The organism is Eubacterium aggregans (genome assembly GCF_900107815.1).
Taxonomy (GTDB): Bacteria; Bacillota; Clostridia; order Eubacteriales; family Eubacteriaceae; genus Eubacterium_O; species Eubacterium_O aggregans.
Map to the genome: position 1 here is coordinate 37,776 of NZ_FNRK01000017.1, position 15,322 is coordinate 53,097.

At 52.5% G+C, this 15,322-nt stretch carries 10 protein-coding genes and 1 pseudogene; 10 read left to right on the forward strand and 1 reads right to left on the reverse strand.

Translation table 11 applies throughout. The annotated features are described in order from the left end of the window. The first annotated feature begins 161 nt into the window (after positions 1 to 161). On the forward strand, positions 162 to 2,210 hold the full coding sequence (locus BLW33_RS10025; protein ID WP_090308338.1) for a C1 family peptidase: 2,049 nt from the start codon (positions 162 to 164) through the stop codon (positions 2,208 to 2,210). 76 nt (positions 2,211 to 2,286) lie between these two features. Next, positions 2,287 to 3,102 (forward strand): LytTR family transcriptional regulator, encoded by an 816-nt coding sequence (locus BLW33_RS10030; RefSeq protein ID WP_090308341.1) that lies wholly within the window; start codon positions 2,287 to 2,289, stop codon positions 3,100 to 3,102. A 317-nt stretch (positions 3,103 to 3,419) separates the two neighbouring features. Here BLW33_RS10030 and BLW33_RS10040 read toward each other — a convergent pair whose 3' ends face one another. After that, positions 3,420 to 4,217: a MerR family transcriptional regulator gene (locus tag BLW33_RS10040; RefSeq protein ID WP_176966699.1), complete on the reverse strand. Its 798-nt coding sequence runs from the start codon at positions 4,215 to 4,217 to the stop codon at positions 3,420 to 3,422. 217 nt (positions 4,218 to 4,434) lie between these two features. Between BLW33_RS10040 and BLW33_RS10045 the strand changes: the two genes are divergently transcribed. The 8 genes and pseudogenes from BLW33_RS10045 to BLW33_RS10080 form a co-directional block, all read left to right on the forward strand. Continuing rightward, a complete protein-coding gene (locus tag BLW33_RS10045) occupies positions 4,435 to 6,081 on the forward strand; it encodes a hypothetical protein (protein WP_090308348.1) in 1,647 nt (548 codons plus the stop codon). Further along, positions 6,082 to 7,038 carry a hypothetical protein gene (locus BLW33_RS10050; RefSeq protein ID WP_090308351.1) on the forward strand — a complete coding sequence of 319 codons (957 nt, stop codon included), beginning with the start codon at positions 6,082 to 6,084 and terminating at the stop codon, positions 7,036 to 7,038. A gap of 51 nt (positions 7,039 to 7,089) precedes the next feature. Beyond that, on the forward strand, positions 7,090 to 8,997 hold the full coding sequence (locus tag BLW33_RS10055; protein ID WP_090308353.1) for a PLAT/LH2 domain-containing protein: 1,908 nt from the start codon (positions 7,090 to 7,092) through the stop codon (positions 8,995 to 8,997). A gap of 91 nt (positions 8,998 to 9,088) precedes the next feature. Then, positions 9,089 to 9,601: a type 1 glutamine amidotransferase domain-containing protein gene (locus BLW33_RS10060; protein ID WP_090308357.1), complete on the forward strand. Its 513-nt coding sequence runs from the start codon at positions 9,089 to 9,091 to the stop codon at positions 9,599 to 9,601. A gap of 129 nt (positions 9,602 to 9,730) precedes the next feature. Then, on the forward strand, positions 9,731 to 10,105 hold the full coding sequence (locus BLW33_RS10065) for a hypothetical protein (RefSeq protein ID WP_143032621.1): 375 nt from the start codon (positions 9,731 to 9,733) through the stop codon (positions 10,103 to 10,105). A gap of 48 nt (positions 10,106 to 10,153) precedes the next feature. Next, on the forward strand, positions 10,154 to 13,075 hold the full coding sequence (locus BLW33_RS10070; RefSeq protein ID WP_143032622.1) for a S8 family serine peptidase: 2,922 nt from the start codon (positions 10,154 to 10,156) through the stop codon (positions 13,073 to 13,075). Positions 13,076 to 13,213: 138 nt separating this feature from the next. Further along, positions 13,214 to 14,116 (forward strand): annotated as a pseudogene (locus BLW33_RS10075) (NAD(P)-binding domain-containing protein); the annotation flags it as partial. 9 nt (positions 14,117 to 14,125) lie between these two features. Further along, positions 14,126 to 15,322: four-carbon acid sugar kinase family protein (locus BLW33_RS10080; protein ID WP_090308368.1), on the forward strand; the 1,197-nt coding region annotated here is incomplete at its 3' end.

Below are 15,322 nucleotides of genomic sequence, written 5' to 3' on the forward strand. Positions count from 1 at the left end.
TAAAAATAGAATCAGCGTCAATGAAGGGGCAGTATCCCATAAATGGGGGACTGCCTTTTTACTATTGATGCCGTTTCAACCATCATTGGTGCAGGATGTATTGATTTTGCAAAGGGTTGTAATATAATGGCAAAAACAATAGAAAGCGAAGGTGGTTGAGGATGAAGAAGCAAAGATGTTTGCGGGGAATCGTTGCGGGGATATTGTCCCTGTCGCTGCTTCTGGGGAATACGGCGGTATTCGCTGAGGAGTGGGCGTTTTCGGACCGGATTGCGGCGCTTCGGGAGATGGACAGCGTCTGGGTGGACTATGCCCGGACCCAAATCGACCGAGATCTCAATGCGCCAGAGGCTTATACGGAGGCCAATTCGGCGCTGCCAGAGAAGTATGATTTGCGTTCAGAGGGGCTGTCCACCGCTGTGAAGGATCAATCCCCCCTGAGCGATTGCTATGCCTTTGGGGCTATTGGATCGGTGGAGTCCAATTATTTGAAGCAGACGGGCAACACGTCCTCCTTCTCGGAAAAGCACTTGGCCTATTTCGCACAGCATAGCCGCCCGGATAACCTGGATCAGGCAGGGGAGGGAATAGTGAGCTTAAAGGACGATGGTACGGTAGATGAGACGGGTGCCGGACTGGAGTGGGGCATGCCGACCCTATCCATCGGGCAGTTGTCCAATGGCGAAGGGGTGGTGAGCACTAGGCTGGTGCCCCATACGGCCGATGATGGCACCATGGAGAGCACTAAGCTGTGGACGGTGTCCGAGGATTACCGCAATCTCAGCGAGGCCCGGGTAACTCAGGCAGAAATCCTTTCGACTCCGGCGAATTACAGCTCTGGAAGCTATCAATATGATGCCCAGGCAACCCAGAATATTAAGAAGCATTTAGTGGATAACGGTGCCCTCTGTATCAGTATGGGGGTGTACGATGCAAAAAGCGCTGAGGATGCCAAAAGTGTTTGGAATGAGGCAACAGGTGCCTATTATAGTAAGCCGGAGACGCGGTCTAATCATGCGGTGACCCTCATCGGTTGGGACGATACCTTTTCCAAAACTAATTTTAGCGTGGGCAACCAACCGGCAGGTGACGGGGCATGGCTCATTAAAAATAGCTGGGGGGATACACCGAGTAGCAGTGGCATGAATTTTCTCAATGCTGTTCCCAATTCAGAGGGCGGCAAGGACTGCGGCTATTTTTGGATGTCCTATTATGAAGGATCGATCATGACACCCGTCAGCTATCAGGTTGATGTCGGGGCCGATGATTACGACAATCTGGTACAGTACGATTATTTGAATATCCGAAGTGTTTATTCCACGATAGGGGAAATCATCAAAACCATTCTGACGACAAAGGGGATAACTGCGGATAAATCTGTGGCCAATGTCTTTACCGCCCAGGGCTATGAGATATTATCAGCGGTATCCTTCATCGCGCCAGCCCCTGGGTGTGATGTGGACATTCAGATTTATCGCAATGGCAGCCCGGGGGAAATAGCAGAACGAACACCCGATGTCACCCTCAATGCCGAAGCCGTTGAGAGCGTTGGCTTCCACACCTTAGATTTAGGGGAGAAGGCCATCAATCTGCGCCCCAATGAAGCGTATACCATTGTTCAAACCATAACGTCTAAAAATGAAAGCTATCTGCCCGTTGAATTAGGGAATGAACCGGAGAAAGATACAACCCGCGGGATAACGGGGTCCAAAGCAGTGTGTAATCCAGGGGAAAGCTATGTGAAGACCTCTGAGGGCTGGACCGACTTATCCCAAATTGGCGAGGTGACCCTTAAAGAGGAATCCAAAGAGACGACCTTCACGGTGGGCAATGCCATGATCAAGGCCTATACCAATAATCGGGAAGCCACCGCTGTGGAGCTTGTCATGGCCCAAATCGATGCACTTGGGGAGATTATAAGCCTGGATCAGGAGCCCCAGGTGGTGGCTGCCCGCACGGCCTACGACGCCCTGACCCAAAGCGAAAAGGACCAGGTGGAGAACATCGCCGTATTAGAGGCGGCTGAGGCTAAAATAGCGGCCTTAAAGGCCGCCCAGCCCCAGCCCCAGACAACGGCCCAGACGGTGGCCGCCAAGGGAAATGCCACCACCGGCGTCACCGGTGTGGGTACTGGCCTTTGGGTGGGTGCAGGCTTGTTGGCCATCATGCTCATCATCGGTGGCTGCTATGCGAAAAAGCGGATGATGTAGCAGTCGACTGCTATTGAATTAACGCCTGTGTTATGATAAAGGATATGGAATCCCTGGTGATGGAGGTGAAACGCAGATGGATCTAGCAGCATTGACCCAGGCGCTCATGGAGGCCCATGGCCAGCGCGAGCTTGAGTGGGTGATGTCCTATATGGATGAGGATGTGGTGTGGATTGGCGCCCTGCGGGGGCAGTATGTCTATGGAAAGGCGGCCATGCGCCGGATTTTATCCCAGGAGCAGGATGTCCCCATACAATCGGAGGCCATCGTCTACGAAGTGGTGTACGAAACGGAGACCCTGGCCATCGTAACCGGTCAGCTGGGGGCCTATACCGAGCCAGAATCCGGGTATCTGCTCAAGCAGAACCAGCGCCTGAGCTTTGTATACGAACGGAAAATGGATGGATGGAAGATCATTCACCTCCACGTGTCCAACGAATGGGATGTTTTGAAGGAGAATGAGTGCTTTCCCTATACCTGTGGGCGGGAAACCTACCTGTACATGCAAAAACAGATCGAGGATTTCAGAAAGCGCTCCGATAAGCTGCTGGTCCACATTGGGAAGAGGTCTTGCTTTTTAAAAACAGAGAGCATTCTCTTTATTGAAGCCAACCGCCACCATTGCATCGTCCGTCAGGTGGCGGATCGGGTGGAAATCGATGAATCCATCACCGAGCTTTCCGTGGGCCTGCCCAAGCACTTTCTCCGCGTCCATCGCAGCTTTATCATCAATCTGTATTACATCGAACGCGTGGACTATGGCCGGGCCTCCCTGGGCCATGGCATCGAGGTCCCCATCCCCAAGCAGCGGTACCGGGAGATTAAGGAGACGGTGATCGCCCGTCTTGGGGAGATTGGACTGGCATTGGATGGGCAGGTGGTGGATTCTTGATCCCAATGATAAAATTATACTGGTGAATACCAAAGCCTCCCCTTTGAATTAACAGAAAACCATGCTAGAGTGACAGTAAATTGACATAGGAGGATTAAGGGAATGACCCCAAAAAGTAATTGCCCTCATCAGCGAGGACTTTGAAAATCTGGAATGATGGTACCCGGTGCACCGCTTCCCCGTGGTGCTTAATATGGTCCGCGCCATCTACGAAGCCGGCAAGCCCGTGGGCGGAATATACCACGTTGGTTGGGTCCTGATCTCAGTGGGAATCCTAGAAGGGAAGACCGCGGTCATCCCCTTTTTGCTTGCCAAAATCATTCTGCCAAGGGCAAAAAAATCAGCGTAACGTAGCGGGTGGAATCGAGGTGGAGGGCCGGACCCTCAAGGTAGAGATGGCGGCAGGTGCCGGCCAGGGGGATATCCGCCTCCTGGGCGTAGCGCACCAGGCGCTCCCGCTGTTCGGCGAAGCCCTCGTAGGGGCCGTGGTGGTACACCCCCAGGCCCTTAAGTGCCGGGAGGGTGTGAATCTTATCGCCGACGCTGTCCCGGGCTACCGGGACGCAGTAGGTGATCTGGTCCAGATCATCCAGGGGATACTCCACAAAGTAATTGGGCTCGAAGGGATTGGATTGATGCTGGTGCAGACCCTCATATAAAACACGCCGTAAATCCTCAAAGCGGGTAGGCAGGCTGTGGGATCGGCAGGTTTCACAGTACACCTTCTGGGCTTTAAAGGTCAGGGTGAGGATCTGGTTATTGCTCTGACTCTCCGTTCGGGCTCGAATCCGCTCAATTTGGTAGTTCAGCTCCGCCTGGAGCTCCTCCAATCGGCCGAGGATGACGTTCAGATCCGACTCGTTGTAATAATATTTGATGATTTCGTCCAGGGACAGTCCCAGATTTTGGAGGAGCCGAATGGCGCCCATACGGGAGAGGGTGTCCATGGTGTAGTAGCGGTGGCCGTTGCGGCCGTCAACCTCGGATTTGACATCGGGCGTAATCAGCCCCTTTTCCTCGTAGTTTAAAATAATCCGCCGGGTAATCCCCATGGCCTTGGCCGCCTCGCCGATGGTGAAGAGGTAGCCGTCCTTCTTTCCCGTATAACTTTCCATTTCTTTTATTTTTCTCCTTTTTGTGCTTGTATCGTACATCGATGTACGTTGTATAATAAGTATAACATAATCCATGTGGGATTGAATTTCAAAAGATAAAAAGTTGGGAGGAAGAATAATGGGAAGTTCAGCAAGAAGATGGCAGCTGGTGGCGTTGTTAATCGCCTTGGTATTTTTAATCCAGCCCATGGCGAGTGTTCTCGCTTAGAATGGGGCGGTGGATTCTGCCGCAGAAGCTGCAGCCACGACCACCGCTACTGAAGCAGTGATCCCCCAGGAAACGGCCGCATCGGTCGAAGATACTCCGGCGGCCCTGGCCGATGACGAATTGGTCACTGCGGATTTTACCAGTTTTTTGAAAAGTACGGCAAAGAAGACCGTCAAAAGTCTGGTGAAAAAGGGATTGGTGAAATACAATGAAGCGACCAATGACGATAAGCTCAGCCATTTCCTCATCCATGTCCTGGGCGGGACCACCAGCTTTGAAAAAAGCGATGCAGCGCTGGCCCTGGAAGCCCTAACCGCCCAGCTGACCCAGATTCAGTCCTCCATCGACCACATGAATGATGAGATGGCGCGGCTCTTCAACGAGCAGAATCAGACCCAGCTCAAGGAGGCCTATTACGAGGACCTCGCTGGGATTGATCAAGTCTATAATGATATCCATTTAAAATGGGAGGCCTATACGAAACGGATGCAGACGGCCATGGACTGTGTGGCGGTGGATGATGCGGGCTGCTTCCGTCAGAATGCCGACGGCACCTATGTGATGAAGGGGGACACCCCCGTGGAGCAGGCCAGCAATCAGACCGCTTACAATAGCGCGATAAACAGCGCAACCGCCTATCTCAATGATACCGTTGATATGAAGAAAATCGCCGGGCAGATGGCTACAATTCAGGGTTACGCCATTCAGACCTCGGCCAATCCCTCGGTCTTTGGCCGCTTTAACAGCTATGCCCAGGCCTGCTATCCCTTCACCTATCAGGTGGTGGGCCCGGCCAACGACCTCTATCAGTACATTGCCATCATCCAGTATGAGGCCTATCAGCTCTACGCCGAAGCGGCCAACGCCTACGTCCTGACCCATCCCAATGAGGCCGATGTTGCGAAAAATTACAACAGCTATGTGGGGGATCAGTATGATGTGGCGGTGAACACCATCAACGCCGCTGCAGATGAGGTGGATCTCATCAATCGCCTGGAGGCCGAGGGCTTTGATACCTCGGCCCTCACCGAGGATGGGGATACGGATATCGACACCCTCATCTATGAACGGACCTACGATGAGGATAATAACCTCATTGCAACCAAGGACCTGCTCTTGGAATCCCTCCGTCGGGAAATGCCCATTGGGGATTACTATGTGGGGGAGGGGGATGCCCATAGTATCCCCTGCTATGAGGTCACCACCACCAGCACCAATCTCACCCTGATGATCGCCAGCGAGGCGGTAAAGGTGGGGGATTATATGAAGGATGTGGATGGAGTGACTAAACTGTCCATCCCCATGGTCACTGCTAATGATCGTTATCAGGTGCTCCCGGGGTACGATACCCTCAGTGGCCTTTTCTCCAATGCGACGGCCTCCAAAAGCGGCGGACTGGATGTCTATGGCTGGCTGGCGGAGGTGGGGGGACTCACCGATCTGGCCACCATCCAGGCCAATCTGATGCTCACCCAGCAGGATTCGAAAAAAGAGGATGACTACTATGTGTATACTGGGATGGAGTGCAATAACTACGACTCCGCCGGGGCACAGTATGGTCTCAAAAGCATTTCCCTGGAGGATGATGGAAAAAAAACGGTGAAGCTAACCGGGGGAGAGGTGAAGGCCAAGGATATTAAGCTGGCCCTCATCTAGGTGAATATCACCCACCGCCTGGTGGGCAACACCGACACCATCACCGCCTTTGACGGGGATTTTGACGATAGCGGTGACTACTACCTGCGGGAGGGCCAAACCCTGGACCTCTCCAATATGAAGGGGGATGTGGGGGACTTAGGGGTGACCAGCGGCCATGTGGGCCATGTCACCATCCACGTCTATGGGGATCATGTCACCATCGTGGGGGATCCCAATCGAGTGTATAAAAACCTGTCCTTGGATTTGGAGGGCTGCGATCTGAGCATTGTGGGGGGGTTCCAAACCACCACTGAAAAGCACTCCAGCACGGTATCCTATGGGGAAAACACCATCCATTTAGAGGACGGTGCCATCCTGAGTCATGACGATACCAATGAAGATTATTTTGGACATCACCAAAAGGATACGATTCCGGCACCGAAGATGTATCCTGGTATTCAGCTGGCGACGGGAACGACCCTGACGGTGAGTTCTGATGATCACAGCGGCCGCCTTGTGGTGGATGGCTCCATTCCCGCCGCTGGCATCCGGGTACCCGAGGGGGCGGCCCTGAATCTGCAGGGGCTGGCCTCGGTAACGGTCACAGGCCATACTGCCCTCAAAAAGGGATCGGACACTAGCCATACCGTGGGGTATAATACCGATACCTATCGTTTTGCCTTTGCCCCGGCCATCGGAGTTGAAAATACGGACTACGTCTATTATGTAAGTGGACCTTGGCATGGCTCGGATAGTCACCGGACCAACTGGGAAGATAGCGACATTGGAGAGGTGGCAGTGGGCACCATCAATATTGCCGACTGTCCCAGTGTCGAGGTATCGGTCAATCAGGATGGGATATACACTGGATATGCCAACTATGAGGGGGATGCCATTGGGTATGGCTTTACCCAGGGGACCATTCGCCCCGAGTCTGGTGTCAGCCGATTCTTCTCTGGGTATAATGGCACCTAGGACCAGCCCAATGGCAATATCACAAACAGCCATATCAAAACCGATGGGAACATGGGCAGCAATCTCGTGATTGATACCGTCACCACCTTTGAAACCGGCAGCGGTGAGGCCCTGACCCCCTATGTGCTCAAGTTGACCAGCACAGGTGAGGGCAATGCCGAGACCGATGAAACCATTTATGCCGATATCGTGGCCAAGGACGGCACCAAGGAAACCGTCACCTTCGGTAGCATTGGCTCCAAAACTACCGGCTATAAATTCTTCAAATCCAGCATCGCCAATATCGACCTCGATCACCTGGTGCTGTATATGAATAACAATGCGGATAAGAGCAAAATCAAATCTGTCAGCCTGATTCGGGGAGGAACCTCCAATCTCAATGGGGCCTACACCATTCCCGTTTATGCCGAAATCTCCCAGAGCAATCCGTGGACCGGGTCACTTGACAGCACCGTGGCAGCAGTGGATTTAAAGACCTCCACCCAGGATAATTCCGGCACCGATTCCGGCATCGCCATGGGGGTAGTGAATACCAGCGGACAGAGCCTGGGCACCACACCCATTCGCTTCGACACCGACCGCAATCATCTGGAAAGCGGCGATACCGACACCGCCTATTTCTCGGCAAGCGGACTGACGGCGGATGCCATCGCCGGATTTACCCTCAAAAGCGACACCGGCGGGGATAACTCCGGCTGGAGTCTTGAAAGTATGTCGAACCTCAAACTGCTGGCCGCCGTCAGGGATGGGCTGTCCGAATCCGTCACCGACATCGCACCCGGCAGCTTACAAACGAACCAATGGATCATTCAGCGGGATTATGCTTATACCTTTATGCTAAGCACCGCCCAGACCCGGCAATACCAGATGGACTTTAAGACCTCGACCAAAAAGGATGCCGGGACGGATTCCGATATTCAGATTTGTCTGTACAACGCTGCCGGGGAAAGCTCCGGTTGGATCCAGCAATGGCACTACAACAATCCCAGTGGGCGGGATCTCAATGAAAAGGGTGACGTCAATTCCCTGAACTTCGCCACAGACAAGGATCTGGGGGAAATTACCCACATCGAGATACAAACCGACGACAGCGGCAGCCACTCCGACTGGTACCCGGAGTACGTCCATGTCACCCCACTGTGGAACGGCGCCGCCGCCGGGGAAACCGCCGTGTTTAACATCAATAAATGGATTGAGGAATCTGGCTTCACCTATACCTTCTACTCAGAAAAATATCTGGCAGGGAACAGTCAGGATACCATCGCCCAGCTGACCAATGCCTGCAATATTAATCTCTTTGAGCACCTTCGGGAGGATATCATTGACCGCTTGATGGCAGCCACGACCACGGATCTGCACATTCGCCTGAAAAACCACGACAGTATCTCTAAAGAACTGCTGCAAAAACTCAAGGACAATGGCAAAAACCTGCTGGTGGAATATTATGACGATGCCGAGGAGTATCGCTATGGCTGGCTCTTTAGAGCCGAGGATATGACGGACATCACCGGGGATATTAACATGGCCATTACCGAGGTCACCCCGGATGCCACGGCTTTGGGTCAAATCGGCGGGGATCGTCAAGTCGTCCAGCTGCACTTTGCCCAGTCCGGCGATTTAGGCTTGACGGCGGGCATTCGCTACCGGCTGCCTTCCGGTATAGGCGCAGAGGGACAGGGCTACACCATTTATCATCAGAATGATAACGGCCGCCTCTCCGAGATAACCACCGGGATGCTCAGCGATACCGGCTGTGTGGCCTTTAGCATCACCGGCGGCTCGGATTATCTCGTGGCACTGGATGCTGCCCAACCCGGAGCGCCTGCGGTGACCAAGCCTGCAGCGGCAGCACCGGGAACGGGGATTGCCTCGACTTCTACTGCAATGATTGCTGCCGCCATCATTGGCCTGGCGGTTCTGATCTTGGGGGCTGCGGTGCTGGTGAAACGCCGTCGGTAGACTGATTTCGCCAGCATTCACAGAGAACCCCTTGTATTTATTAAAAAATATGCTATAGTGACAGTAAATGAATACAGGAGGATAAAAGCTAATGACTAAAAAAATCATCGCCCTTATCAGTGAGGATTTTGAAGATTTAGAATTATGGTATCCGGTGCACCGCCTTCGGGAAGAGGGCTGTGTGGTGGATGTCGTCGGTGAGGAAGCCGGCCACACCTATCATGGAAAATACGGGGTGCCCTGCGTGTCGGATTATACCTTTGAGGCGGTGAACCCCGAGGAGTACGACGGCATTTTGGTGCCGGGCGGCTGGGCACCGGATAAGCTGCGCCGCTTCCCGGTGGTGCTCGATATGGTTCGGGCTATTTACGAAGCGGGTAAGCCCGTGGGAGAAATCTGCCATGCGGGCTGGGTCCTGATTTCCGCTGGAATCCTAGAGGGCAAGACCGTCACCAGTACCCCGGGGATCATGGATGATATGAAGAATGCCGGAGCTACCTGGGTGGACGAGCCCTCGGTGGTGGACGGCAATATTATCTCCGCCAGACGTCCACCGGATTTACCGGATTATATGAAGGATTTTATTAGAGTGCTCTTTGCATAAAATGGAAAACCCTGGCTGTGCCGGGGTTTTTTTGGTAAAACGTTAAAAACGTTTTGTTTATGAAGGATTTGCTGATATAATAAATTCAATACAGATAGGAATGATATCGAAAAACAGGAGGATGTCAGATTGAAAAGATGGAGATTGGGAGTATATTTGCTTGCCATCGTGGCACTGCTTTGCCTTATCTGCCCAAGTGCAGCTTTGGCAGATACAGAAGATGGGGGAGCCCGGGTTATTGTCTGTTTAAAGGGGGATGGGGTAAGCACCCAGAGCCGCAGCGGGGATGATTTGGTCTGGGAACCACTAATGGATGTGACCACAGTGGATACATTGGCATTGGAGGGAGCCACTGCCAAGGAAAAGGATTTGTCGGTGCAAACCTACGGTCTGTCCGGAGAATCCAAAACCCTGATGTTAGTTACATCGGATAGTTTGAGTAACGACGCTCTGATTACCCAGTTGGAAGCCCGGGAGGATGTCCTTTTCGCAGAGGCGGACTAATACACCACTCTGGATGAGGATTTTGGGGGAAGTCTGGTGGCAGGGGATGTGGCTGGTTTCAGTTCGACAGGCACCTCCAATTATTCCAAATATCAGTGGCAGTTAAAGAATACCGGCCTTATGGCCAATGGGAATAAAGGCTACGATGTAGGAAACACGAGCAACCTCAAAGGAAACACCACAACACCAGCCATTGTAGCTGTGATGGATACCGGTGTCGATTATAACAATCCCAGCTTAGCCGGCCAAATGTATCATTTTACTGCTGATCAGCAAAAAGCCCTGGGCTGTGATGAATACGGTTATTGTGCAGCGGGGTATAAAGGGAATGATGTGCGGGATATCAGTGGTCACGGGACCCATTGTGCCGGCATCATCGGCGCCGATGGCACCAATGGGGTTTCCGGGGTGGTGTCCAATAAGGGGGTATCCATCATCGCCATTAAAGCCATGGAGGACGATACCGGTTCGATCTGGCTAAGCTCTGAAATCAGGGGATGGAATTGGTTGGTTAAGGCGAAGGCATCAGGGGTGGATGTCAAAGCTGTCAATGTATCCCTGGGGGGAACCTTGGGAAGCAAGGCCGAGAATATCGCCGTAGACGCCGCAGATCAAGTCGGGATTACCACTATTTTTGCCTCCGGAAACAGCAGCATGGATATGGACGTCAACGAGGGAGATACCACCATGACCAGCCAGGGATCCACCCTGAATGTCAATTCGATGGAAGCCAGCGGAAAGGCATCCCCCTTTAGTAATTATGGACTGACATCCACAGAGCTGTACGCTCCGGGTTCCAGCATCCTATCCACGGTGGCTTCGGAAGCCGCTACCTTTAACGCCTTTTGTGCGGCTTCGGATACCCTCAGTGGTGCAAAGACCCGGGCAGTGGTGTACGAAGGGTTTGAGTCAGATAACGCTTCGGATGCATCAGATCCCCATATCAATGGCGGACTGACGTTCTATTATTACGATGAGACCCAGACCAATCATTTAGGGGATGCCGTCACTATTGGCAAGAACTACTTCTACGGAGAACAGGGTTTAGACATTCCGGCAAATGACAAACAAAGTGCTACGATTATCTCTGATCAAGTGGATTTGTCCAATGCGGCGGCGCTGGTGGAAGCACTTCAAAATAATGCACAATTGTATCGGGGCTTTTCCATGTGGTCTGAAAGGGGCCGGGTGGATATTCAGTGTGACTTTAAGTTAAGGGATGGCAGCTTTTCCAATACCACAGCTGAAAATATGGGAACCTTCCAGTGGCGAAATTCTGGAAACAGCGGGGGAAGCCTGGCTGCGGGACAGAAATATTCCGATCTCCAAAAGTTACCGGAGAATGTGGACTTTGAAAACTTCCAGATGAAAATCACCCTGACCTTTAATGATACCAGCACCATTCTCCACCTGGATAGCATTGGGGTGGGGACGGATTTGGATCCCTATACCGTTTATGGGGGAACCTCCATGGCTGCACCGGCCACCACCGGGGCTTTTGCGTTGTTAGCTTCCCATCATCCGGATGAAGCATCCTCTAAGATTGCCGCTCGACTGGTTGGGGGTGTGGAAAAACAGGATACCTTTGCGGACACCTGCATCAGTGGGGGCCGGCTGAATATTGATAAAGCCAATCGTAATCCAGACCCCGTCATCCAAAAGGCAACGGCGGATGGACAGATGGTCAAGTTAGAAGGATGGTTCCTGGGGAATCCAAATGGTGCTACCATCACCATTGGCGGGCAGGAAGCAAAGATATTAACTTGGATTAGTGATTCTAATGGTAAAATCGACATGGCCGAGATTGTGGTGCCCCAGTGTATGACAGGAAAGCAGATGGTCGTGCTCACCAATGGTGATGGTCAAAGTGGCCGCTATGTCGTGATGCTTTCTACCGATGGCAGTTTCACGGATTTAGCCGTCCCCTCGGGGAACGGTTATGGGTCGCCGGAGAAGGTGGGATTGGCCACTGCCGATGGTGAGGTTTATCTCCTGGCATCCAACACCTCTGATGATACCACCGTGCTGTGGCGCTATGATTCGGCAGCTAATAACTGGATTGATCTGGGAAAAACGAGTATGAATCCCAAGGTATCCAATGGATGGTATTGTCAGATAACTGGACACCAGGGTAAACTCTACGCTACCAGCATCTCGGCTTCCGGGACAGGGGATTTATGGGAATACACCCCTGGGACGCAGGTGTGGCGACAAATTAAGACCACGCAAACCCTTAACCAAAAATCTACGCCAGTTAGCTACAATGGTCAGTTGCTCTTGATCGGGGGGCAGACATCCTCCAATCAATATTCGGATGCTATTTTGGAAGTCAATCCTGATACCGGCGCGGTCTCAACAGCGGGAACCTTACCTGAGGGGGTTGCGCTGGCTAAGACGGCGGTGTCCGGCGAAAAACTTGCCCTCATCGGCGGCGATACGGCATCGGGGTCGAAGGTGGGTCTCTACCTGACGGATTTAAAGAACACCGAAAAAATTGACCTCCCCACCTACGACGAGGGGCAGCAAATGGATTTAGCCATTGGCGGCACCGCTGAGGGCTTTATTATCTCCGGATTGGTGTCTACTGCAGATGGCTGGCAGGATACTTGGAGTTATAACGTGGAGACGAAGACGTGGAGTCCTGCTGGTGCGACCCTCAGTACCGCAAAAACCTTTGGCCTGGCTGGCCTTACTGTTGGGGACGGTTTTTACGTCTGGGGGAAAAGCAATCTCATCAGCGGCATGACCTTTTTCCGGAAAACCACCGTCTCTGCTCCAGTCAACCCCGTTGATCCTGTGGACCCGGTAGATCCTGGGACACCGGGCACCCCGTCTACAGAGACACTGACGGCGGCGAATACGAATACCGGCATTACCAGTCCCTCCAATATGGGAATGATTGTTGCAGCATTATGCTTGGTCGCTGCCGGGGTGATTATTACAGTAGTGGTTATTCGAAAAAGGAAATAAGAAAAGGGAAGAGGTGCTTCGGTGCCTCTTTTCTTTTTGATAAAATTAAAAGTTTATATTGACCGATATACCGGTGTATTGTATAATGAAGCCACAAAATATTGAAGCCGTTTTAATTGCGCTTCCAAAAGAAAAAGGAGAATCCAAATGAGTAAAATCGGATTGATTGGTCTTGGCATCATGGGAAAGCCCATGGCTAAAAACCTATTAGCCGGCGGCGTGGAACTGATGGTATGCGATCTTGACGAAACAGCGGTTGCCGAATTGGTGGAAGCCGGAGCCGTTCAAGGAAGCTACCAGGAAATCGGGGAGCAATGTGAGGTTGTGCTCCTGATTCTGCCCAATGGGGATATCTCCAAGGATGTTCTCTTTGGGGAGGACGGTGTGGCTGGCGGATTGACCGCGGGCAAGGTGGTCTGCGACATGAGCTCTGTCACGCCGGTGGAATCCAAGGAATGCTACGATGGATTGGCTAAAATCGGTGTCGGTTTCGTGGATGCACCGGTTTCCGGTGGAGAACCTGGGGCCATTAACGGGACTCTGGCCTTTATGGCCGGCGGGGATCAAAAAGACTTTGATGCCCTCATGCCCTACTACAACATCATGGGGTCCTCGGCGATTTTAATTGGGGATAGCGGCAGTGGATCGGTGACCAAGCTGGCCAACCAGATTATTGTGAATAACACCATCGCCATTGTATCCGAAGCCTTCGTCCTGGCGACTAAAGCCGGTGCCGATCCGGTGAAGGTTTTCGAAGCCATCCGGGGTGGGTTAGCCGGAAGTGCCGTGCTGGATGCGAAGATTCCCCTGATTGTGGAACGGAACTTCGTGCCCGGAGGAAAGATTTCCATCAACCATAAGGACATTAAGAATGTGGTGAACACCGCCCATGCCTTGGACGTCCCCATTCCCTACTCGGCCCAATTGTATGAAATCCTCCAGACCCTGAAGGTCCACGGCCATATGAATGATGATCACGGCGGCATTGTTCAGTACTTTGAAGCATTGGCCGATGTGCAAGTGAAAAAAGTGGAAGACTAGGAGCTAAATATGGCAATCAGTGCAGAAATTTTAAAAAGCTACCCCAAAATCGACGAGGCCGAAGTAGATGTCCTTCTGCTGAAAGAAATCGCGGCCAACCATCAGAAAATCGTCGTCCTGGACGATGACCCCACCGGGGTGCAAACCGTCCATGATATTTCGGTATACACCACCTGGGATGCGGAGAGCATCCGTCAGGGTTTTGAAGAAGAAAACAATCTCTTCTACATCATGACCAATTCCCGGGGCTTTACCGCCGAACAGACCGAAGCCGCCCACAAAGAAATCGCCGATGTTGTGGCTGAGGTGGCCAAGGAAACCGGAAAGGGCTACCTCTTCATCAGTCGGAGCGACTCCACCCTCCGGGGACACTATCCTCTGGAAACGGTGATTCTCAGGGAAGCCTACGAAGCCCACACCGGCAAGACCATCGACGGGGAAATCCTCTGTCCCTTCTTTAAAGAAGGGGGACGCTTCACTATCGACGATATCCATTATGTCAAGTATGGGGATGAACTGGTTCCCGCAGCGGAAACGGAATTCGCCAAGGACAAGACTTTCGGCTATACCAAATCCGATGTGAAGGAATACGTTGAAGAGAAAACCCAGGGCGCTTTTAAAGCCTCTGATGTCACCGGCATCGCCCTCGCCGATATCCGGGCCATGGATTACGATAAAATCGAAGCCCAGCTCATGGCTGTTAAGGACTTTAATAAAATCATCGTCAATGCTGTGGATTACGTAGATGTGAAAGTATTCTGTGTGGCCCTGTACCGGGCCATGGCCAAGGGCAAGATCTTTATGTTCCGCACCGCCGCCGCCATCGTCAAGGTCATGGGCGGGGTAACGGATCAGCCCCTTCTCACCCGGGAACAGATGGTCGTGAAGGAAACCGACAACGGGGGCATCATCGTCGTAGGCTCCCACACCGAAAAAACCAGCCAACAGGTGGACGCCTTAAAGAAAAATCCCAATATCGTCTTCGTCGAGCTGGACGCTACCTTAGTGGCCGATGAAGCCGCCTTTGCCCAGGAAGTTAACCGCTGCCTGGAACTTGAAGAAGCCGCCATTCGAGCTGGGAAAACAGTGTGTGTGTACACCACCCGGAAGCTTATCACCGCCGATACCGGGGATAAAGAAGACGACCTGCGGCTATCCGTCCGGATTTCCGATGCCGTCCAATCTTTAGTGGGCCGCCTGAGCGTG

Bases quoted from the DNA above. Each gene is read 5' to 3' on its own strand.
- BLW33_RS10055 (WP_090308353.1), top strand. From the start codon at position 7,090: ATGGGCAGCAATCTCGTGATTGATACCGTCACCACCTTTGAAACCGGC.
- BLW33_RS10040 (WP_176966699.1), bottom strand. From the start codon at position 4,217: ATGGAAAGTTATACGGGAAAGAAGGACGGCTACCTCTTCACCATCGGC.
- BLW33_RS10060 (WP_090308357.1), top strand. From the start codon at position 9,089: ATGACTAAAAAAATCATCGCCCTTATCAGTGAGGATTTTGAAGATTTA.
- BLW33_RS10030 (WP_090308341.1), top strand. From the start codon at position 2,287: ATGGATCTAGCAGCATTGACCCAGGCGCTCATGGAGGCCCATGGCCAG.
- BLW33_RS10025 (WP_090308338.1), top strand. From the start codon at position 162: ATGAAGAAGCAAAGATGTTTGCGGGGAATCGTTGCGGGGATATTGTCC.